The sequence below is a fragment of the Nocardia sp. NPDC004340 genome (assembly GCF_053602575.1).
Genome location: NZ_JBSGDW010000003.1, coordinates 724581 through 745456 on the forward strand (window position 1 = coordinate 724581; position 20876 = coordinate 745456).

Genomic DNA, 20876 nt, shown 5'->3' on the forward strand with positions numbered 1-20876 from the left:
CAGTACGTCAAGTCCAGGTTCTCAATGCGCTGTGAACTGCTTCAACTCGCATTGGAAGATTGGACTCCCCTGTTCTGACCGGAACTTGGAAGACAACCGAGCTGTGCTTTGCGTCGCGCTTGTCTCCCCCCAGGACGATGAACGGCAGTTTTGCAGGATCCTGCCGTGGAACGAAGATGCCGAACACCTCCCCCAGAGCGCTGGCCGTACGGCACATCCGTAACCCCTCGACACCTGGAAACACCAACGTATCGATCGCTTTTCGGTACCGTGCCTCCGCGCCACGGTCGATGTCGCAGCCGCCGACCTCCGCGAGGATATCGCGCCCGAGCACGTCCTTGACAGTGCGTATCCCTATCGCGAGCACTCCACCTTGGCCCGAATTAGTAAAGGAAGCAACGTCGATGGCCAACTCGAGGTGCCCGTTCTCCCTCTTCGCGTAGTGAGTTCGCTTGGCATCGAGCACCGACGATTCCGCGACACCGATGAGCGAGTCGACATCTCCTCGTTCCAGACAAGCGAACAGCTCCTCGCTCGAGGCAAACACTGGTGAGGCCATGACGACATCACGAAGCAGGCACGCTGCATACACCAGCTCCTCCAGCGTCGAGTCCAGGTCGGGCAGCACCTGTACCTCGCAGTTCTCGCTGTTGGATTCCTTCGGAAACAGCTTTAGCGCAACGAATGTCAGCCCGAAGCGTGCAAGGTGCGGCAGCAACAGGCTCTCCACCGTCGTCGCATCGCGCACGAGTGAAGCCGGAACGATCACCCCGATCTCGGCGGTAAGTGCCTGGTTCTTACGTTTGATCACCAACACGTCGTCACAGTCACCGACATAGCTCGCTGCCCAAGCCGAGCGCCGTACGCGTACGTCTGCCGGTTTGAAACCGATTTCCAATGTTGCCGATTCTCGGTGTGCGTTTCTGGACCCAGCGGTCCGTTCTGTGTCGAGAAGGGCGGCATCGATGTCGCGCATCCACACACGTCGGCATCGGTCGAAATCCAGTGTGTGATCGTCGCTGCTACTCGGCACGATCACGGACACACCCTCTGGCCCGACAAACGTCTTCCTCGACTCCGACCAGCGAAACGATCCGCGATCTGCCGTCATTCGTTGTACCACCTCGGTCGGTGTGCGGAGGGAATCTTCGCCAGCGAAACACTGTGCCCGGCAACAATAGAGTTGAGCAAGTCTGCGTGGAACCGGATTTCAACATCGCCCGGGTATGCAGCTTCGACGATCGATCCGAACATCTGCGCGATCGGTCGGTGTCCGCCGAGTCTGGTTTCGTCTGCGCCAGCATCGTTGATCTAGCAGCCGGATTGAGTCAGGGAACGTTCAGTCAACTTCCGATCGGTGCGCCCAGGTCCGCGCCGACCACCGAGACCCATTCCGGCAAGGTGCGCTAGTAAAGGGCTATGGTGCCGACGTCATGGAAAAGAACAGCCGGGCCTTCTCCAGCTACCCTTCACCGACGTAGGGCCCTGGCTACCGCCCAACCCCTCAGCGGGACGCCGCGGTGGGCGAGGCTGAGACAGCACTGTCGACTGTCCGGTATTCACGTTCGTCACGTACCGATGCGTGCCGTCGTTGTCGCCGAACTCGCTCGGCGGAACGATCACGGACCTCTCGAGTACCTCACCATTGAGGTAGGCCTCGTCGAAATCGGCCTGTTCATGGAAACAAGGCGCGACGTAGTAGACATCGCCGAGTTGTCGTCCAGCATGATCCGGCCGGTTCAAGACCATCGGCGAGAAGCGCTCACCGCCGCGGCAGCGAACGCACCGAGAACGGGCACTGGGATCCTCGGTACTGTGGCACAGCAATTCGCGCCATCAGGGGTGGGCGGGTGCGCTTTTGTGGCATGTGGGCTCGTATCCGATCTTGTCCGATACCCATTCGGACCACTGCTGATCGGTCACCTCGGCGGTGAGTTTCGAACACAGCTCGTCCACCCAGGCCGCAGGGCCGGGCCACACGTGGAAACCGGTTTGCGAGCCGTTGACCGACTGCCAGACGGTACGCACCGTCCGACCATCGGGCGCGATGCGGATTTGCAGAATCCAGCCATTGCTGCCCTTCAGCGGATCTCCGACCGGCTCGCCAGTGTCGGCACTCCAGAATCGCAGCGTCTGATCCGCGCCGCCGGAGAGGATGTACCGATTGTCGGGTGTGACCGCGAGGCCCGTGACCATCGCATCGGTATGACCTTGCATCGGTCCGCCGATCCGGTTGCCGGTGAGTGCGTCGAAACGCTGAAGCTCGAGGCCCTGTGCGACGACGAAGAACCGCCCACTCGGGCTGATCGCAAACTGGTCGACAGTGAAGGTTGCGTCGGTCCGCGAGACCTGCCGTCCGGAGTCTGCATCCCACAAGGTCACAGAGCCTCCGCCGCCGGCGATGACACGCCGTCCGTCGGCGCCGAACGAGAGGTACTGGACATTCCACTTCTGACCTTTCAATGGCCCGCCGATGAGGCGGGCGGAATCCAGGTCCCAGATCCACACCGACTTGTCGGCATCCGCGACCGCGAGCCGGTCCTCGTTCGGGCTGAACGCCAGCTTTTTCACGGCCCCTGCCAGTCCGGTCAGTGGTGCGCCGATCGGCTCTCCGGACTCGACGTCCCATACCTTCACCGACTTGTCCTCGCTGCCCGCAGCGATCCGACGACTATCAGTGCTGAGTTCGAGTGTCGAGATCGCGCCGCCGAAACCTGTTGTTATGGTGCGAACCACCTGCCCGGAGTCGGCGTCGAACACCACGATCGACTGGTCATCGAGGCCGACTGCGATGCGGCGGCCGTCTTCGCTGTAGTCGGCATCGACGACAGTGCCGTGGCGGCTGGACGCCTGCGCCCTCACCATGGTGCCGCGGTCGAGATCGACCACCGACATGCCGACGCCGCTCGGGTCGGCCACCATCATGCGCCGCCCGTCTGGTGCCATCACCACCATGCGTCCGCCCGGGGGACCGACGGACGCGAGGCGCGATTGGTCCCATTCAAATCCGGCGCCGTCCTGCCGGTCGTCGCGCCACACCCGCATCGTTCCGTCCCAGGCCGCCGAGACGATGCGGCCGCGCCCATCGATGGTGCCGTAGGCGACGCTCTTGACGGCTCCGGTGTGCCCGCGCAGGTCGGGTCCGATCTGCTTACCGGTCTCGACGTCCCAGAGGCGCACGCTGTCGCCGGTCCCTCCCGAGACGATTCGGTGGCTGTCCGGGCTGAACGCCAGACTGGTCACGGCGCCGAAAGGGCCCTCCAGGGGCTGCCCGACCAGTTGGTGGGATTCGGCGTCCCAAAGCGCGATCGACTCGGTGATTCCGCCGGGTATGCCCGACGCGACGCGGTGACCATCGCCACTGAACGCCACGGCCATGACCCCGTTCCGATCCGGTGTCGAAGAATGAATCTCCGTCCGTTGCCGCATCGGCTCACCGACCTGTTCTCCCGTGTCGAGGTCCCAGATCCGGACCGTTCCGTCGGCGCCGCCGGAGACCAGTCGATTGCCGACGCCGCTGAACGCGATACTGTGGATGACACCGTCGTGGCCCTTCAGCACCGGACGCGGCAGGCGGGTCGCCACATCCCACACCCCGATCGTTCCGTCGGTGCCCGCAGCCGCGACACGATGGCCGTCCGGGCTGAATGCCACGGCTTCCGCGGGCGACTTTCCGGTGCTGATGGATTCCCCGACTGTCATTCCCGTGTTGGCGTCCCACAGTTGGATGCTGCCCTCCCCGAGGGGGGTGCTCGCGATTGTGCGCCCGTCCGGACTGTATGCGACGGCACCCGCTCCATGTTCCGTGCGGAATGGGAGATCCACACGCGCGCCTGTATCGGCGTCCCACACACGCAGTTGCGTTCCGCCGGTTGCGATGCGGTGACCGTCGCGGCTGAGTGCAACGCTCATAACAGGTTCGGCGACTTCAACCGCACGCCTGATTTCTTCGACCGGCGGAAGGAAGGTTGGCTTGTATGGCAGACCTGTCTTGATGATTTTCTCGGTCGGCGCCAGTGCGTTTACGGTGCGGAGTAGCGCACCGGGATCGGCACTCGACGATATCCGCTGTGCCGCGAGCACCTGCTCGATTGCACGCACATCGTCTCGGCCTTTACCGCCATTCAGCATGAGGCCGGCGTCGGAGACGAGCCTAGCGGCGGTCGCCTCCCGGAATCGGCCCTGCGCCTCCCGTTCCGCGCTGCGTGCCCCGACGAAATTGACTGCGGCGACCAAGGCGACGACCAGTGTCGTGGCCAGCAGCGCCTGCAGGATCCGCGCGCGCGTGCGCAGCGCCTTTGCGTGACTGATGGCCGTCTCCAGCTCTGCCTCTTTGCGGCGCCGTTCGGTGTCGGCCTGCTCATCCTCACGCGCCCGCGACGCGCTCAGGTACGTGTGCGCGTCGGCGAGCCGCGCGCCATAGCGGGGCTTGTCAACGAGGGCTTCGGCGTCGGCCAGGCGGGTGCCCTGCAGGAGCCACGCATCGTCGTGCCCGCTGCGTTCCCAGCCGTCGGCGGCCCGCTCGATGGAGTCGGCAGCCTGGAGGTCTTCCCGTTCGTCGCGCAGCCAATCGGCCAGCGTCTTCCAGTGGCGCAGTAGGCTTTCCAACGCGACCTCGACGACGGTCGAACCCTCCCGATCGTCGCTGATGAGCAGCCGTCTCGCCACAAAAGCGTCGATGAGCGGCCGGGCGTCCGGTGGCAGCTCGGACAAGCGGGCGACCCGCCGCCGAGGCTGATCGGTGTCAGGATCGATGCTCGCCAGCCAAGGGACGAATGTCTCGTGCAGCAACTGCAGCTCACCCGCTCGTGTTGCCTCGTCGCGGGAGAGAATCGAGTCGATCTCCGATTCGACGACGCGCGCCATCCCACCCATTGACTTGTAGTCCGCCACGGTCAACTCGCCGCTGCTGCCGTAGTCCGTATACAGCCTGGCCAGCGTGAGTGAGAGCAGTGGCAGCGGGTCGGCGCTGGCCTCGCACTCCCGCAACAGCCGCTCGATGAGGTCGGGGTGTACCCGCAGCGGCGAACCCGATTCCGTCGCACGGGCGGCGGGCCCGCGGATTACATCAGCGAACTCGGCGGGCATGAGCGGCCGTAACTCGTCGAACACCGCCCGCTGCAGCGTCGCGAGCGCAGGGGCGGTCTGCAGCGGTTCGTAGCGGTCGGCCCGGATCGTCATTGCGACGATCAGGTCCAGCGGCGAATCCGCGTCACCGATCAGCTCCGCCAGAATCCGCAGCAGTCGTTCGGCTTCGGGACCGGCGTCGGAATTGAACAGCTCCTCGGCCTGATCGATCGGCAGCACCAATGTCGGAGGGACGGCGGGGAGGTCGAGCTGACGCTCGGTGGCCGCGCCGCGGGCCCGCAGTAGCATCGATCGGATCGCGCCGACGTCCGACATGCAGGCATCCTTGATGCTGCCCAGCGTCGGCGCCCGCACGCCCAACCGCGCCGCCAGAGTGTGCACGGCATGCGCGAACCCACGAGGCCCGGTGATGGCCGCCCGCTCCGGCCGGACGATGTCGAGTACCAGGAATCGGCGATCGTCGCGCGCGAGCCGTGGCAGTAGTCCGGACCGCAGGAACGACGACTTGCCCACACCCGATGGGCCGAGCACGACGAACAGCTTCTCCACACCCGTCGAACGCATGCCGCGAAGTGTGTCCATGCCGCGCACGATCTGGGTGTCGCGACCGAAGTACACCGCGGCGTCCGCGGCGTCGAAGGGCTCCCACCCGCGATACGGCGCACGGGTCGGGTCCTCGGCAGGCGGCCACGGGAAGTGCTCCGCGCTGATTCCGGCCGCCTGCAAGGCATCCCAGAGTCGTCGCAGGCCCTCGGTCCGGAACTCAACCACGTCCCCGGATTCGATCCGCACCGCCGTTGTCGGCCCATCGCCGAATAGATCGACCTGCTGCCAGTCACCGGCGGCCTCACGGCTGTCGAGCTCCTCCAGCCGCAGGCAGTAAATCGGTTTGTGCAGGCTCTCGGCGGTGCGGAACTCGGTCCGGCACTCCGGCGAGGCTTCCCAGTGACGCGACAGCAGACAGACCACGGCCTCGCACCGGGCATTCGCCAGGGTGAGCGCGTCTTTCCACCTCATGCCCGGCCGAATTCCGCTTCGGCGATCGAGATCGAGGAACACCTCGTCGGCGAGCGTAGGGTCTTGTTCGGCCATCCACTGCTTGAGCGCGATCGCGGCTCGGTTGTCCCGGCTGGAATGGCTCAGAAATATTCGCGTCACGGCTCGAGTCCTCCGCATAAAGGGTGGTGCAGCGGATCGTGCACTACGGCCACGATGTAACTCGTCGTCAGTGTGGCGCTGATTCGCACCTTCGGCGCGGGTATCGCACTACTCGAATCCCGGCAATTTCCTGATGGCGCTGGGTCTGCTTCTACGCATTCGGCGGCAGAGCTCCGCCGTCATAATGCGCTGCGCTTCTCAGTCGGTATCGACCCGCCACCTGCCGCGCACGCGGTATCCGGTGTGGGGACACCGGCGTGACAATTCCCGGGGCCCTGTTCAGTAGGTCCCCACCGCCGCCCCGCCCCGGCGAAGAACTTCTCGCCGCCCGCGACGTCTGCCCCGCGACAGCCTGCTCGCGCTGGTGGCCAAATCGCGGAACCGCAAGGCCGACGACCTGCGCCGCTAACACGGCCGCTGCGAATCTGCCGCTCACGATTTCGTGCCCGCCGCTCCCTCACCGCGTTTTGAGGTGGGCGAGCGCCACCTCGGCGGCGTTCGCGCCGCACATGCCGTGCGCGCCGGGTCCGGGCGGTGTCGCGGCGGAACAGATGTACATGCCGGGGATGCCCATCGTGTACGGGGACAGCGTGATTCGGGGGCCGAAGACGAGCTGGCGGATGTCCTTGGATCCGGTCATGATGTCGCCGCCGGTGAAGTTCGGGTTGTGGATGGCGAACTCGCCGGTGGGGCGGACGGTGTAGCCGATGACGCGATCGCGGAAGCCGGGTGCGAACTGCTCGATGCGGGCGATGATCGCCGCGGTGGCGTCGCCGGTGTAGCCGTGCGGGACGTGCGCGTAGGCCCACACCGGGTGGATGTCGCCCGCCGAGCGTTGCGGGTCTGCCAGGTACTGCTGGCCGACCAGGACGAACGGGCGTTCGGGCAGACGTCCGGCGTGGGTGTCGCGCTCCCCGGCAGCGATTTCGGCGTAGGGACCGCCGAGATGGACCGTGCCGGCGCGGCGGGCGTCGGGGTTGGTCCAGGGCACGCCGTCGGACACCGCGAAGTCGACTTTGAAGACGCCGGGTCCCCGCCGGAATCGCCGGTAGGCGTTGGCGATTCGTGATGGCAGCCGGTCGCCGAGGATCGCGGCCACCGATTCCGGCGCGAGGTCGAACATGGTGATGTCGGCTTCCGGCAACTCGACCGCGGTCCGCACGCGGACGCCGGTCTCGATCTTGCCGCCGAGGTCCGAGAGCAACAGGGCCAGTGCCCGGGTGATGGATTGCGAGCCGCCCGCGGCCACGGGCCAGCCGTATCGATGGCCCGCGGTGAGGATGCCCATGCCGATCGCCGAGGTCAATGGCAGGTGCAGCGGCCGGAAGGCGTGCGCCGCAACACCTCCGAACAGAGCGCGTGCCTCCTCGGTCCGGAAGTACCGGGCCAGAGCCGAGGCTGGCAGTGGGGTCGGTGCGCCGAAGCGGGCCAAGGTCAGCGGGTGGGTGGGGATCCGCAGCAGGGGTCGCAGGATGTCCTCGGCCAGGGCGTCGTAGCGGGCGGAAGGCTTGCCGAACAGGGTTTTCCACCGCTGTCGGTCGCGGCGGAGCCCGACGGCGGTGTCCTCGACCGAGCGGTGCAGCACTCCCGCCCGCCCGTCGGCGAGCGGATGCACGCAGTCGATCTCGGGTGTGCACCAGGACAATCCGTAGTCTTCGAGCCCCAGACCGGCCAGGAACGGCGAACCGACGGCCATGGGGTGCACCGCCGAGCACTGGTCGTGCAGCAGGCCCGGGACGATGGCTTCTACGGTGCGGGTGCCGCCGCCGACCTCGGTGTCGGCCTCGAGCACGGTGACCCGTACGCCTGCCCGGGCGAGGGCCACGGCGGCGGCGAGTCCGTTGGGCCCGCCGCCGACGACGGTCGCGGTGCTCATGCCAGCGCTCCGTGTCCGTGATCCTGGCACCGGTCTCGCATCTCGGCCACGGGCCGGGCGTTCGGCGTGGTCCAGGTGACGGTGAGCGGGATGGGCCCGTTGGGCAGCCACGGCTGTTCGGCCACGGCGTCGGCCACCCGCCAGGTGCCGCGCTCGATCACCCCGAGCGCCGCGTCGATGACCTGGTAGTGCTGCACCGCGCTGCCCCACGCCTGGGACTCGACCCACACGACGACCGCCTCTCCGGGTTCGAAGCAAGCCTCGCGCTGCACAGCGGCGATGAAATCCGCGTTGTGCAGGTGGCCGTCGCCGAAGTTGAAGCCGATCACCGAGTTGCACAGGAATTCGCCTTCGCGCACAGTGCGGGAGTCGATGTCGGGCAGGTTCTTCAGCAGCACCGAGAACAGGCCTCGACCCTGGCTGTGCATGGTGCGCCAGGCGGTGACCTGTTGCATGGTCACCTCGGCCCACTGCGGTTCGTACCCGAATTCGACGAACTGGTCGACCTGGTTCTTCGCGGTGCGCGTCACCCGATCCAGTTTGCCCTCCGCGCCGGGCGTGAAGGCCCACACCGCCGAGGCCCAGTTTCCGGCGTACTGCCGCATCGACGGCAGGAACGAAACCTTGTCGGGCCGGAAATTGCCCAGAATCGGGAAGAACAGCAGCCCCGCGATCAGGGCGGCCGCCAGCCACGGCGAGGAGATGTCGAACAGGCCGTAGCCCTGCCAGTTCGGGAAACCCAGGAACAGGAACACCGTCGCGTAGGCGAACAGCACATTCCATTCCAGGGGCACCGCCAGCGGGAAGGTCGACACGATGAACAGGTGGAACACCACCATCACCGCGACCGCGGCCAGGGTGAGCCAGCGGTTGGTGGAGAACAGCAGCACCAGCGGGGTGATCACCTCGACGGTGGTGCCGCCCACGTGCGCCATCACGTCGGCGATGCGGGACGGGCGCAGATCGCGCGGGAAGTCGCGGTAGTGCGCGCGTTTGAACCAGGTGAACGGCACCGACGGACTGTTGCTCACCATCGGCGGCACCACCAGCGCGAAATGCTTGCCGAACTTGGACACGCCCGCGCCCACCCACACCACCACGATGAGCAGCTTCAGCGCGATGATCATGTCGACGAAGGGCAGCACGGCGAAGAAGAACAGCGCGGGCAGGTACTGTTCGCCGCGGGCACCGAGGAAGATCGTCTTGTCCCGCAAGCCATTCAGGATCAGCAGCACGATCGGCGCGATCAGCAACACGGGATTCACCAGACCGGAGGTGTTGTCCGGCACCGCCGCCGACAGCGAATCACTGTGCACGCCCGGCGAGACCAACGCGACGATCACACCGACGAGCAGACCCGCGTACAGGGTGATGTCGAACCAGCCGCGCCGATCCCCCGCGGTGAACGGCACCCAGGCCCAGGGCCGCAGCCGGATGGTGCGCGGCCGTGCCCAGAACAGGATGCCGCCGGTCATCGGTTTCACCTTGCCCGCCAGCGGACCCCACGACCCGGCGATGCCGATGCTCTCGAGCAGAACGGTCCACAGGATGGCCTTCTGGTAGACGATCGGCTGGTTCCACCACTGGCTCACGTGCCAGAACGCGGGCAGGTGCGAGGTGGTGGTGGCGACGACGATGCCGCCGAGGGCGTACAGCACGATCAGTTTCAGGATGTAGATCGTGTGCACCATGCGCGGTGAGCCGAAGCCGTGTTCGGCCCAGTTGACGGCCAGAATCCGCATGCGCTCCATGAGCGGCAACCGCAGGAACTGTTCGGGTTCGACGGCGGGCAGATCGGGTTCGATGAATCCCATGACGATGCTCCTTGCTGAATAGTGTCGGGAATCAACGCGTTTGCGCGTCGAGGTGACGGAGCGCGGGTTTGTCGATCTTGCCGACCGCGTTCTTGGGCAGTTCGCCGAGAATCGTGATGGCGACCGGCAGCTTGTATTTCGCCAGTCCCGTGCGGGTGTGCTGGTGAATCCGGTCCGAGTCGAGGATCACACCGCCGATCGGCGCGACGAACAGGATCGGCTCTTCGCCGAAAACGGGGTGGGGCCGGCCCACCACGGCCGCCTCGGCGATCTCGGGCAGCTGGTAGACGACGGTCTCGATCTCCTTGGGGTAGATGTTCTCGCCGCCGCGGATGATCATGTCTTTGGCGCGGTCCACGAGCACCAGGTAGCCGTCCTCGTCCAGTCGCCCGATGTCGCCGGTACGCAGCCAGCCGTCGATCACCGTGGCGGCGGTGGCTTCCGGACGGTTCAGGTAGCCGCGCATGATGTTCGGCCCCGCGATCACGACCTCTCCGGACTCCCCCGCCCGTGCGTCGCCGCCGTCGGCGCCCAGGATCCGGACGCGCTGACCCGGCAGCGGCAGTCCGACGGTTCCCGGCTTACGGTGTCCGGCAATCGGATTCAGTGTGCTGGCGCAGGTGCCCTCGGACAGGCCGTAGCCCTCGGCGATCGGAATGCCGTAGCGCGCCTCGAAGGCCGCGAGCAGCCCGGCGCTCGCCGGCGCGGCCCCGCAGATGCCGAAACGCACCGACGAGGTGTCCGGCCGGACGTCGGAGGGCAGCCCGGCCAACATCGCGTACATGGTCGGGACGGCGGAAAAGTAGGTGGGCCGGGCCTTTTCGATCCGCTCGAAGAAGGTGCGCGCGTCGAACCGGCCCGCCACGGTGGCCCGCCCGCCCGCCAGCAGCGGGGACAGCACACTCACCACGATGCCGTTGACGTGGAACAGCGGCAGCACGAGCAGGCTGTGGTCGGTGTCGTCGAGGGCGAGCGCGTCGATGACCATGCCGCACATGGCGAGCAGGTTGGCGTGGTCGAGCATGACGCCCTTGGGCTGCCCGGTGGTGCCGCTGGTGTAGATGACCAGGGCCAGCGCGTCGGGACCCGGGTCGACCGGCGCGGCGTCGAGACCCGGACCCGCGAGCAGCTCGCCCACGGGCACGATCTCGCAGTCCACCCCCTCGCACACCGTGTCGGTGATCAGCGCCTTCGCCCCGGCGTCGGCCACTTGGTAGGCGATCTCGGCAGCGACCAGCGCTGGATTCACCGGCGTGACCGCCGCGCCCAGCCGCCACGCGGCGAACAGCGCTACCACCAGATCCGCGGTATTGGGCAGTTTCACCGCGACCACGTCACCCGCGCCGACGCCGTGGCCGTGCAGGGTCGCCGCGGCCCGCCGCACCGCCGTCAGGAAGCCGGTGTTGTCGAGAGCGATGCCATCGTCGGCCAGGGCCGGGGCGGTCGGATCGGCGGCGGCTCTGCGGTCGGGTAATGCCTGAAGATTCATGAGCGGTGTCCTTGCCGGGAGGGAAGCGCTGAGTCTGGAGGGAAATCGATGCCGACCACGGTAGGAATCGGCGTGCCTCACGCCACCGTCGTGCGTGAACGAACTTCCTGCCCGCCCTTGTCGCCAAGAGACAAACCGCCCGGCGAATCCGCCGCCACCGCGGGCTGCCGGAACTACCGTGGAGGGGTGACGATTGCGCGGCGCGACGGTGATGTCGCGGTGGGCCGCTATGTGGAAGCGATCGCCACCCGGCTGAGCACCAGGGTGACGCAGGTGAGCGCCGCCATCCGCGATGCGCTCGAGGACGACATCCTGGATCTGCGCGGCGATTCCCGCACGGTGGATCTGCTCGGCGCGAGCGTCGAGTCCAATGTCGACACTCTGCTGCACGCCATGCGCCACGACATCCCGGTGGACCGCATCCAGGCGCCCGGCGCGGCCGTCGAATACGCCAGACGCCTCGCGCAGCAGGGCGTTCCGTCCAACGCGCTGGTGCGGGCGTATCGGCTCGGACAGCGCCGCATGATCGAGATCGTGTTCGCCGAGCTGCACGCCATGGACATTCCGGCGGCCGAACGCGTCACCGCCATCGAGCGAATGTCGGCGATCCTGTTCGAGTACATCGACCGCATCACCGAGCAGGTCGTGGTGATCTACGACGAGGAACGCGAGCGCTGGCTGGAGAGCCGGAACAGTCTGCGCGCGGTCCGCGTCCGCGAGCTGCTGACCAGCCGCAAGGCCGTCGACACCGACGCCGTGTCCACCACCATCCGGTATCCGCTGCGCTGGCATCACGTGGCGCTCGTGCTGTGGGTCTCCGGCTCCGAGGACGACGAGATCCCGCGGCTGCAGCAGTTCGTGCGCGAGCTCGGCCAGGAGCTGGGCGTGGAGTCGAGTCCACTGTTCGTCGGGACCGACCCCGCCGGGGGGTGGGCGTGGCTTCCCTACCGCACCGACCCCGGCGACCTGGTCGCGAGAGTGCGTACCTGGGTCTCCCGTCGACCCCATCCGCCCGGCATCGCGATCGGTCCCGCGCGCCCGGGTCTCGACGGGTTCCGCGCCTCCCACGCGCAGGCCGAGCGGGTCCACAGCGTCGCTCTGGCCCGCGGATTGCCGAATCCGTTGCTGGCCGCCTCGGAGCCGGGCCTGATGACGGCGGCCTTGCTCGGCGGCGACCTCGCCGACGCCCGCGACTGGGTGGACGAGGTGCTGGGCGAGCTGGCTCTCGACACCGACCATGACGAGCGCCTGCGCGAGACGCTGCGCGTCTTCCTGTGCACCGGTTCGAGTTTCAAGGCCGCGGCCGGCGAACTCGGCCTGCATTTCAACTCGGTGAAGTACCGCGTGGGGCGGGCCATCGAACGCCGTGGCCGGCCGATCACCGCGGATCGGCTCGACGTCGAACTCGCCCTGCTGCTCTGCCACTGGTACGGCCCGGCGGTGCTGCGGCCGCATCAGGGCTGACCACCGCGAGCCGGAGACAAGTCCGGAGCCGATCTTCGTCTTCCCGGAACAATGGCAGCCGCTCTCGCGCGGCCTACCTTTCTCGGCATCAACCAACGCGGGGACAGCACACGACAACGCCGTCACACGCCCCGAATCCCCCGAATTCGAGGAGAAGTGAACTCATGGTGACCCATTTCGACCACGCCGACGGCCCGAACCCGGCCGACGAACTGGCCACGCCGCTGGATCTGCTGCTGACCGGATCGGCCCTCGGCATGGGCCGGCGCATGCTGCCCAACAACTCCTGGGCCCGGCTGGCGGTGCACCTGGCTCAGCGGCCCCGCGTGGTCGGGGCGCGGGCGTCCGCCCTGCGCCACGAACTGACCGATATCGCGTTCGGCCGTTCCCGGCGGGCTCCGGTCAAGGCGGACAAACGCTTCGCCGATCCCGCGTGGCAGGGCAATCCGATCCTGAAACGCAGCATGCAGGCCTACCTGGCCGCCGGTGAGACCGCCGAAGAGCTGCTCACCGACGCGGGATTGGACTGGAAGGACGAGCAGTGGATGCGCTTCGTGATCGACAACATCCTCGAGGGACTGTCACCGAGCAACAACCCGCTGCTGAATCCGCTGGGCTGGAAGGCGTTGGTGGAGACCGGAGGCGGTAGCGCCATCCGCGGGCTGCGGCGCTTCGCCGGCGATATGGCCAGTGCGCCGCGGGTTCCCGCCATGGTGGAGCCCGACGCGTTCACCGTCGGCTCGGACGTCGCGGCCACGGCGGGCTCGGTGGTGTTGCGCACCGAGGTCTTCGAGCTCATCCAGTACACGCCGCGGACTCCGCGCGTGCGGACGGTGCCACTGCTCATGGTGCCGCCGGTGATCAACAAGTTCTACATCATGGACATCGCGCCGCACCGCAGCATGATCGAGTACTTCCTCGCGCAGGGGCAGCAGGTGTTCGCCATATCGTGGCGCAATCCCACCGCCGCGCAACGCGATTGGGGCTTCGACACCTACGGGCAGGCGATCATCGACGCGCTCGGCGCCGTCGAGACGATCACCGGAAGCGACCGCACCCACCTGCAGGCGTCGTGCTCGGGCGGCATTCTCGCGGCCATGACCGCCGCCCATCTCACCGCGATCGGGCAGGACCACCGTCTGGCCGGGCTGACCCTCATGGTGACCGTTCTCGACCAGGCCCGGGCTGGATTCGCGGCCGCCGCTATCGACGAGGAGACCGCCAAGGTGGCCATCGCGGCTTCTCAGCGCAAGGGCTACCTCGATGGCCGATCGCTGGCCGAGGTGTTCGCCTGGTTGCGCCCCACCGACCTGGTGTGGCGGTACTGGGTCAACAACTACCTGCAGGGCCGCGCGCCCGCTGCCTTCGACGTGCTGTTCTGGAACGCCGACACCACCCGGATGGCGGCGGCCCTGCACCGCGACATGGTGCTGATGGGGGTGCACAATTCGCTCACCGTCCCCGGCGCGGTCAGCATGCTCGGCACACCTGTCGACCTGTCGACGGTGACCGTGGACAGCTACGTGGTCGCCGGGCTCGCGGACCATATCTCGCCGTGGCAGGCCTGCTATCGCAGCGCACGACTGCTGGGCAGCAAGGACTCCCGGTTCGTGCTCTCCACCAGTGGCCATATCGCCGCCCTGGTGAACCCGCCTGGGAATCCGAAGGCCGCCTACCGGATCGGAGCGCCCGACGCGGCGGATCCGACCGCCTGGGTGGACGACGCCGAGCAGCGGTCCGATTCGTGGTGGCCCGATTTCGCGGGCTGGCTCGCCGACCGCAGCGGACCCGAGCGCGACGCACCGGCCGCCCTCGGATCCGCCGAACTCCCGCCCCGTGAACCCGCCCCCGGCACCTACGTGCTCGCCCACTGAAAGACACGCCATGACAACACGACTCGACTCCCCCGCCGACCTGATCGGCCTGACCGGACAGCAACTCGGCACCACCGACTGGATCGACGTCACCCAGTCGCAAGTGGACCTGTTCGCCGACGCCACCGGAGACCACCAATGGATCCACACCGACCCGCGGCGCGCCGCCTCGGGGCCGTTCCAGGGCACCATCGCCCACGGCTACCTCACGCTCTCCCTCGCACCGGTCGCCATCGCCGACGTGCTCGAGATCCGCGAGCTCACGGCGGCGCTCAACTACGGGCTCGACAAGGTGCGCTTCCCCGCGCCGGTGCCGGTGGGCTCCAGGATCCGGGCGGTGGTGACGCTGAATGCCGCCCAGCGCAAGACTTCCGGAGTGGAGGCGGTCTTCGGACTCACCTACGAGATCGACGGGCGCACCCGTCCCGCCTGCGTCGCCGACGTCGTGGTGCTCTACCCGTGAGCACTCCGGACTCCGGTGAGGCCGCGTCGCACCGTCTCATCGCCGCACTGGGACAACAGATCCGGGTGACGGTGCGTCGCGGCGAGGGTGTTCCCCTGGTGCTGTGCAATGGGATCGGGGCGGCGTTCGAGGTGCTGGATCCCTTGGTCACCGCCCTGGACCCGAAGACCACGGTCGTGCGTTTCGACGTCCCGGGCACCGGCGGATCGCCCGATTCGCCACTCCCGTACGGCTTTCCGTACCTCGCTGCGGTCCTGGGCGATCTGTTGAGCCGGCTCGGCTTTACCGGGCAGGTCGACATCCTGGGTCTGTCCTGGGGCGGTGCGCTGGCCCAGCAGTTCGCCTTCCAGTATCCGCGCCGGTGCCGCGCCCTGATCCTGGTCTCGACCGGCACCGGCGCCCTCATGGTCCCGGGCCGTCCACGCATCCTGCTGAAGATGCTGACCCCGCGCCGCTTTCTCGACCACGGGTACGCCGCCCGGATCGCCGGTGACCTCTACGGCGGCACCGCCCGCCACGACGCCGCCCGGGTCGCGCGGCTCTTCGACCGTCAGCTGATGGCCGGTTCACGCATCGGCTACCTCCACCAACTGCTGGCGGGCTCCATCTGGACCAGTCTGTTCGCCCTCCCGCTCATCCGGCAGCCCACCCTCATCCTGGCCGGCACCGACGACCCGATCATCCCGATCGCCAACGCGCGCATCATGGCCCGCCTGCTCCCGCACCCGACCCTGCACTTGCACCCGGGCGGACACGTCGACCTAATCACCAATGCCCGCGAACTCGCACCGGTCATAGACACCTTCCGCGCCGACCTCGAGTTCGTCGATGAACCGTGATGCGCCGCAACGAGACCGGCGATTGCTGTCAGGATGTGCGGACACTGAATTCCGCGGTGATGGCGTCGATGAAATCGGGGAGATCGTCGGGTTTGCGGGAGGTGATCAGGGTCCAGCCTTCGGCGTCGCTGCGGACGACCGGCGCGTCGACCCAGGTCGCCCCCGCGTTGACCAGATCGGTGCGCAGCGAGTGATAGGAGGTGAGGGTTTTGCCGGTCACCACCGCTGCCTCGACCAGCAGCCACGGGCCGTGGCAGATGGCCGCGACCGGGCGGTCGGCGGCGATCGCGGATCGGACGAGTTCTCGTGCCGTGGCATTGGTTCGGAGTTTGTCGGCATTGACCGTGCCGCCCGGAATCACCATGGCGTCGAACGAACGGGGATTCACATCGTTCAGCGACATGTCGGGCCGCACGGGTTCGGAGGGGATGAGGTCGTGCCGAAAAGTGTGCACGTCGATATCCTCCGCGGCCGCGTGGGTCACGTGCGCGCCGCGAGCGCGTAATTGGTCTCGGGGAACCAGTAGTTCGTCCCGCTCCACCCCGGTATTGGAGGTGACGATCAGGACGCGAACACCGTCGAGTTCTACTGACACCGATCTCTCCTCTCGCCCTCGGATTCGCGATTCGCGCGGACCTCTCCATTCAGGCACCGTCGCAATACCCGCGTGCGGACGTCTCAACCCTTTCCCCGAACGAACTTCCCGGCTTCCCGAACGGTTTGAAGACCGATACGCCGGGAATTGCGTGAAGGCCAGACTTGTCTCCACGAAGGAATTGTCATGATTATCCTGGGCCTCGTTCTGCTGATCCTGGGGCTGGTTCTCGGGATCGGCATCCTCACGACCATCGGCGTCGTTCTGCTGCTCATCGGCGCGGTTGCCTGGCTGCTCGGAGCGGCCGGACGGCCGATCGGCGGCCGCGCTCACTACTGGTGATCAGCCGATCCGCAAGGCGCACCGCGACTTCCGACATCTCCCAGCCCGTTCTGTCAGCGGACCGGGAGATGTCGACTCGTCAATCACTTCGATGTGCGAGGCGCAACGCGATCCAGACGCGGCTACCGAAGCTGTTCGGCTGCCTGGACTCCAGATCGGACGCCCGGACTCGCGGTGTTACGCCACTCAGGGCATCGGCGTACAGGCGGCGCCGATCGTCCGTGCGATTTCCAGCTCGGAGTCCTGGCCACAGACCTCCAGCAGCCGGTCCACGCACCGAGTTCCGGTGACCACCCGCAGTACTCGCCGGCGGCCACGAGCGTGGTCGTCGGCATCCAGAATGGCCTGCAGCCCGGCGATGCCGAAGAAGGTCAGCCGCGACAGGTCGATCACCACGAGCCGAGTACTGGTGGCGATCGCGTAATCGAGGTGTCCGCGGAATTCTCCGACGTTGAAGTAGTCGATCTCGCCGGTGGCGGTCACCACCGTCGTGGTCGGCGATGGTGTGCTGTGCGTGATTCCCAGTAGCGCGTGCTGTCCGCGCCGCTCGACGATCGCCGGTCCACCAGCGACGATGAATGAAGTCGGCATCAGGATCAGATCCTTGTCCGTATTCATGCGGCGTGCCCGAGCCTGAGGCCGTCGCATCATGAGACGCCCCTGCCGCAGGGCACAGGCTGGGCTGCTGGTTTTCAACCGTGACCTCAGGGTACCCACCCCGCCGCGAGATACACCTATGACCGGTTCCAGGCCTTGTGCACGAACTCCAGGCGGTTGCCGTCGGCATCGCGGACATTGGCGGCGTAGTAGCCGCGCGCGAAATAGGTTCGGTCGGCCGGTTCACCTTCGTCGATTCCCCCGGCGCCGATGGCTGCGGCGTAGGCCGCATCGACCATCTCGTCGCTGTCACAGACGATGCCGAGGTAGAGGCCCGTTTCGCCGGTAAAGCGCTGTCGCAGCCAGATACTCGATCCGACCCTCGCTCCGGAGATGTAGTCGGCATCCCCGAGCCCGAAGAGGTCGGGCACGTTCGCCGGCCCGGACGCGGCGCTGTAGTTCCCGAACGCCCGCCAGCCCGCGGGAGCGAGGGCCGCGGTGTAGAAGGCCAGCGCCCGGTCGATATCGGTAACGGAAATGTAGACGTGGTCGATCACGGTGCTACCTCCCTAGCTCCACCACGCCGGCGCGCAGGCCACCGCGGCGTCGACGAGTTCCTGTTTGGTGATGCGGTCGTCGCGAAGCCAGGCCGTGAGGGCACCGGCGAAGCCGTGGGCGAGGAACTGGGCCATGAGCTGGTAGTCGGCCGCCGGCAGGTCGCGCGGGTCCCGATCTCGAATGTGGGCGAGGGCGTAGTCGGCGAAGTGGCGTACCAGGGCCTCGTGCACGACGTGGTCGGCTCGATCCTCGAAGATGCGGCGGTAGACCTGCTCGAAGCGTAGGACGTGTTCGGCGACCTCGTCGGTCGCCATCCGGGTCAATTCAGGGCCGGTGTACTGCCCCTCCACGTGATGCTCGGCTTCGAGCCGATGTCCACGATCCAGATCCGCGCACAGCACCTCGATCAAAAGCTCTCGCGGACGGGCGAATCGGTTGTAGAAGGTGGCGCGGGTGACGCCGGCACGTGTCGCCAGGTCGGCCACCGTGACCTGGGAGATCGGCCGCTCCGACGCGAGTTCCACCACCGCGCGATGCAGCGCGAGGGTGGTCCGGACGACGCGGGGATCGGGCTGGACGCTCACCAACACCCCCTATCTGGTCGACTGGACCGATACCCGCGTCTCCCAGCCGTGACGGTTCGTCAGACCTCGATGCGCTCGCCGAGGGTGACCGTGCGGTGGCGGGGCAGGCGGAAATAGTCGGCCACATCGGCGGAGAGGTGGCTGGTGGCGATGAAGAGCCTTGTGCGCCAACGGGACATGGTGGGGTGGTCGGCGGGGCGGAGTTCCACTTCGGAGAGGAAGTAGGAGGCGTGGGGTAGGTCCAGTTCGCCCTCGGTCTCGTCGGTGTCGAGTCCGGCCAGGGCGGCGGGGACGTCGGGGGGTTCCATGTAGCCGACCCGGACGGTGACGTGGAAGATGCCGTCGTCGCGGTAGTCGAGGTGGTCGATGCGGACCCGGTCGTCGGGTGAGATGCGGGGAACGGGTTCGGTTTCCACCGAGGCGATGACGGTGTGGCGGTGGCGGACGCTGTTGTGCTCGACATTGGCACGCAAGGCCAGGGGGACGCTCTGCTTGCCTCGGTTGAGGAAGACGGCGGTGCCGTCGACGATGGTCAATCGTGCGGGGTCGTGCCACAACTCGTCGACGAACTCGCGCAGGGAGCCCTCGAGGCGGTCGCGCTCGTCGGCCACCACGGTGCGCCCACGTTGCCAGGTCGTCATGACCGTGAATGTGGCCAGGCCGATCAGCAGCGGCAGCCAGGCGCCGTGCAGGAGTTTGGTGAGGTTGGCGGCGACGAACAGCAGGTCCACCGTCAGTAGCGGGGTCCAGACCACGATGACGAGCCACAGCGGTAGTCGCCACATCGCGTGGGCGAGGTAGCCGAGCAGCAGCGTCGTGATGGTGATCGTGCACGTGACCGCCATGCCGAACGCGAAGGCCAGAGCGGTCGAACTGCGGAAGGCGAGGACCAGGGTCAGTACCGCGACCAGCAACAACCAGTTGACCCACGGCACGTAGATCTGCCCGGGCGTCGACTCCGACGTGTGCGCGATGCGCAGTCGCGGCAGGTAGCCGATCCGCGCGGCTTGGGAGGCCACCGAATACGCGCCGGTGATCACCGCCTGCGACGCGATGACCGTCGCCGCGGTGGCGAGGGCGACCATGGGCAGCCGACCCCAGTGCGGGACCAGCAGGAAGAACGGGCTCGCCACGTGGGCGCGGGTCCCGAGGATCAAGGCGGCCTGCCCGAAGTAGCTGAGCACGCAGGCGGGCAGCACCAGCAAAAGCCAAGCGGTGGTGATGGATCGGCGGCCGAAGTGCCCCAGATCCGCGTACAGCGCCTCGGCTCCGGTGACCGCCAGCACGATGGCCGCCAGCGCGAAGAACGCGATGGTGAAGTGCCCGGCGAGGAAGCCGAGCGCGTAGCCCGGCCACAGCGCCTTCAGAATCGCCGGATGCTGGCGGATTCCGCCGATCCCGCAGGCGCCGATCGCCAGGAACCACACCACCATCACCGGCCCGAACAGCCGGCCCACCGATTCGGTACCGCGATGCTGAAAGACGAACAGCAGCACGATGATCAGCGCCGTAGCCGGCACGATCGCCTTGGCCAGAGACGGTTCCACCACCTCGATCCCCTCCACAGCGGACAGCACCGAGATGGCGGGGGTGATCATGCTGTCGCCGAAGAACAGTGCCGCGCCGAAGATTCCGAGGGCCGCCAATAGCGCGGCGGGACGGCGGCCGCGGGCGGCGAAGCGCCGAACGAGCGTGATCAGTGCCATGATCCCGCCCTCGCCGTCATTGTCGGCCCGCATGGCCAGCAGCACGTAGGTGACGGTCACGATGATCATCACCGACCAGAACACCAGCGACGCGACGCCGTACACGTTCGCGGGCTCCGCCGGGACCGGATGCGGATCCGATGGATCGAACACGGTCCGCAGCGTGTAGATCGGACTGGTCCCGATGTCCCCGAACACCACTCCCACCACCCCGATCAGCAGACCGGGCCGCACGGCGTCGCGCATCGAACCGCGAGGGCCCGGCGCACCGGACTGCCCGGCCAACCCCTGGTCGTCCGACACCGTCGAATCCTGGCGCTCGGGCATCCCTCACCACGCCCGATCGTGTGGCGAATCGACCCCGATCGCCGGGTTCGGCCCGCCGCTTCCGGGTACTGCGACCATGTCCCTACCCTCCTCGCCGAGTGC

Annotated in this window: 16 protein-coding genes; 6 read left to right on the plus strand and 10 right to left on the minus strand. The window is 67.3% G+C overall.

Going from position 1 to position 20876, the window contains the following annotated elements; all coding sequences use genetic code 11:
- Positions 1-7 precede the first annotated feature (7 nt).
- Positions 8-976 (minus strand): hypothetical protein, encoded by a 969-nt coding sequence (locus tag ACWEOI_RS15465; protein WP_452359987.1) that lies wholly within the window; start codon positions 974-976, stop codon positions 8-10.
- Between the two features lie 221 nt (positions 977-1197).
- Here ACWEOI_RS15465 and ACWEOI_RS15470 point away from each other — a divergent pair, with 221 nt between their 5' ends.
- Positions 1198-1410, plus strand: a complete 213-nt coding sequence (locus tag ACWEOI_RS15470) for a hypothetical protein (RefSeq protein ID WP_433666308.1) — start codon at positions 1198-1200, stop codon at positions 1408-1410.
- Between the two features lie 426 nt (positions 1411-1836).
- Here the strand turns inward: ACWEOI_RS15470 and ACWEOI_RS15475 are convergent, their stop codons facing one another.
- The 4 genes from ACWEOI_RS15475 to ACWEOI_RS15490 all read right to left on the minus strand — a co-directional run bounded on the left by ACWEOI_RS15475 (position 1837) and on the right by ACWEOI_RS15490 (position 11425).
- Positions 1837-6246 carry an nSTAND1 domain-containing NTPase gene (locus ACWEOI_RS15475; RefSeq protein ID WP_452359988.1) on the minus strand — a complete coding sequence of 1470 codons (4410 nt, stop codon included), beginning with the start codon at positions 6244-6246 and terminating at the stop codon, positions 1837-1839.
- 457 nt (positions 6247-6703) lie between these two features.
- Positions 6704-8122 (minus strand): phytoene desaturase family protein, encoded by a 1419-nt coding sequence (locus ACWEOI_RS15480; RefSeq protein ID WP_452359989.1) that lies wholly within the window; start codon positions 8120-8122, stop codon positions 6704-6706.
- The gene (locus ACWEOI_RS15485) at positions 8119-9936 is read right to left on the minus strand and encodes a DUF3556 domain-containing protein (RefSeq protein ID WP_452359990.1); all 1818 of its coding nucleotides are present in this window, start codon (positions 9934-9936) and stop codon (positions 8119-8121) included. The genes ACWEOI_RS15480 and ACWEOI_RS15485 overlap by 4 nt, the downstream gene beginning before the upstream one ends.
- A 31-nt stretch (positions 9937-9967) precedes the next feature.
- Positions 9968-11425 carry a class I adenylate-forming enzyme family protein gene (locus tag ACWEOI_RS15490; RefSeq protein WP_452359991.1) on the minus strand — a complete coding sequence of 486 codons (1458 nt, stop codon included), beginning with the start codon at positions 11423-11425 and terminating at the stop codon, positions 9968-9970.
- Between the two features lie 186 nt (positions 11426-11611).
- Here ACWEOI_RS15490 and ACWEOI_RS15495 point away from each other — a divergent pair, with 186 nt between their 5' ends.
- From ACWEOI_RS15495 to phaZ, 4 genes are all read left to right on the plus strand, one after another.
- Positions 11612-12889, plus strand: a complete 1278-nt coding sequence (locus tag ACWEOI_RS15495; protein ID WP_433666313.1) for a helix-turn-helix domain-containing protein — start codon at positions 11612-11614, stop codon at positions 12887-12889.
- A gap of 164 nt (positions 12890-13053) precedes the next feature.
- Positions 13054-14763: a PHA/PHB synthase family protein gene (locus ACWEOI_RS15500; RefSeq protein WP_452359992.1), complete on the plus strand. Its 1710-nt coding sequence runs from the start codon at positions 13054-13056 to the stop codon at positions 14761-14763.
- Between the two features lie 10 nt (positions 14764-14773).
- Positions 14774-15226, plus strand: coding sequence for a MaoC family dehydratase (locus ACWEOI_RS15505; protein WP_452359993.1), 453 nt, complete (start codon positions 14774-14776; stop codon positions 15224-15226).
- Complete coding sequence (gene phaZ / locus ACWEOI_RS15510; protein ID WP_452359994.1) at positions 15223-16065, plus strand: poly(3-hydroxyalkanoate) depolymerase; 843 nt, start codon at positions 15223-15225, stop codon at positions 16063-16065. Before ACWEOI_RS15505 ends, phaZ begins: the two co-directional genes overlap by 4 nt.
- Positions 16066-16093: 28 nt before the next feature.
- Here phaZ and ACWEOI_RS15515 read toward each other — a convergent pair whose 3' ends face one another.
- A complete protein-coding gene (locus ACWEOI_RS15515; protein ID WP_433666317.1) occupies positions 16094-16660 on the minus strand; it encodes a type 1 glutamine amidotransferase domain-containing protein in 567 nt (188 codons plus the stop codon).
- Positions 16661-16846: 186 nt separating this feature from the next.
- On the opposite strand from ACWEOI_RS15515, the gene ACWEOI_RS15520 reads away from it, so the two are divergent.
- Positions 16847-17002: a hypothetical protein gene (locus ACWEOI_RS15520; protein WP_433666318.1), complete on the plus strand. Its 156-nt coding sequence runs from the start codon at positions 16847-16849 to the stop codon at positions 17000-17002.
- Positions 17003-17188: 186 nt separating this feature from the next.
- Here ACWEOI_RS15520 and ACWEOI_RS15525 read toward each other — a convergent pair whose 3' ends face one another.
- The 4 genes from ACWEOI_RS15525 to ACWEOI_RS15540 form a co-directional block, all read right to left on the minus strand.
- The gene (locus ACWEOI_RS15525; RefSeq protein WP_433666319.1) at positions 17189-17593 is read right to left on the minus strand and encodes an STAS domain-containing protein; all 405 of its coding nucleotides are present in this window, start codon (positions 17591-17593) and stop codon (positions 17189-17191) included.
- 143 nt (positions 17594-17736) lie between these two features.
- Complete coding sequence (locus ACWEOI_RS15530; protein ID WP_452359995.1) at positions 17737-18156, minus strand: VOC family protein; 420 nt, start codon at positions 18154-18156, stop codon at positions 17737-17739.
- 12 nt (positions 18157-18168) lie between these two features.
- The gene (locus ACWEOI_RS15535) at positions 18169-18741 is read right to left on the minus strand and encodes a TetR/AcrR family transcriptional regulator (RefSeq protein ID WP_452359996.1); all 573 of its coding nucleotides are present in this window, start codon (positions 18739-18741) and stop codon (positions 18169-18171) included.
- Between the two features lie 59 nt (positions 18742-18800).
- A complete protein-coding gene (locus ACWEOI_RS15540) occupies positions 18801-20693 on the minus strand; it encodes a potassium transporter Kup (protein ID WP_452360157.1) in 1893 nt (630 codons plus the stop codon).
- Positions 20694-20876 lie beyond the last annotated feature (183 nt).

What these genes read in the sequence shown, in the direction of transcription:
- ACWEOI_RS15505 (WP_452359993.1), top strand. Translation starts at nt 14,774, where the DNA reads ATGACAACACGACTCGACTCCCCCGCCGACCTGATCGGCCTGACCGGA.
- ACWEOI_RS15500 (WP_452359992.1), top strand. Translation starts at nt 13,054, where the DNA reads ATGGTGACCCATTTCGACCACGCCGACGGCCCGAACCCGGCCGACGAA.
- ACWEOI_RS15540 (WP_452360157.1), bottom strand. Translation starts at nt 20,693, where the DNA reads ATGCGCGACGCCGTGCGGCCCGGTCTGCTGATCGGGGTGGTGGGAGTG.
- ACWEOI_RS15525 (WP_433666319.1), bottom strand. Translation starts at nt 17,593, where the DNA reads ATGCCGACTTCATTCATCGTCGCTGGTGGACCGGCGATCGTCGAGCGG.
- ACWEOI_RS15465 (WP_452359987.1), bottom strand. Translation starts at nt 976, where the DNA reads ATGCGCGACATCGATGCCGCCCTTCTCGACACAGAACGGACCGCTGGG.
- ACWEOI_RS15490 (WP_452359991.1), bottom strand. Translation starts at nt 11,425, where the DNA reads ATGAATCTTCAGGCATTACCCGACCGCAGAGCCGCCGCCGATCCGACC.
- ACWEOI_RS15520 (WP_433666318.1), top strand. Translation starts at nt 16,847, where the DNA reads ATGATTATCCTGGGCCTCGTTCTGCTGATCCTGGGGCTGGTTCTCGGG.
- ACWEOI_RS15480 (WP_452359989.1), bottom strand. Translation starts at nt 8,122, where the DNA reads ATGAGCACCGCGACCGTCGTCGGCGGCGGGCCCAACGGACTCGCCGCC.
- ACWEOI_RS15485 (WP_452359990.1), bottom strand. Translation starts at nt 9,936, where the DNA reads ATGGGATTCATCGAACCCGATCTGCCCGCCGTCGAACCCGAACAGTTC.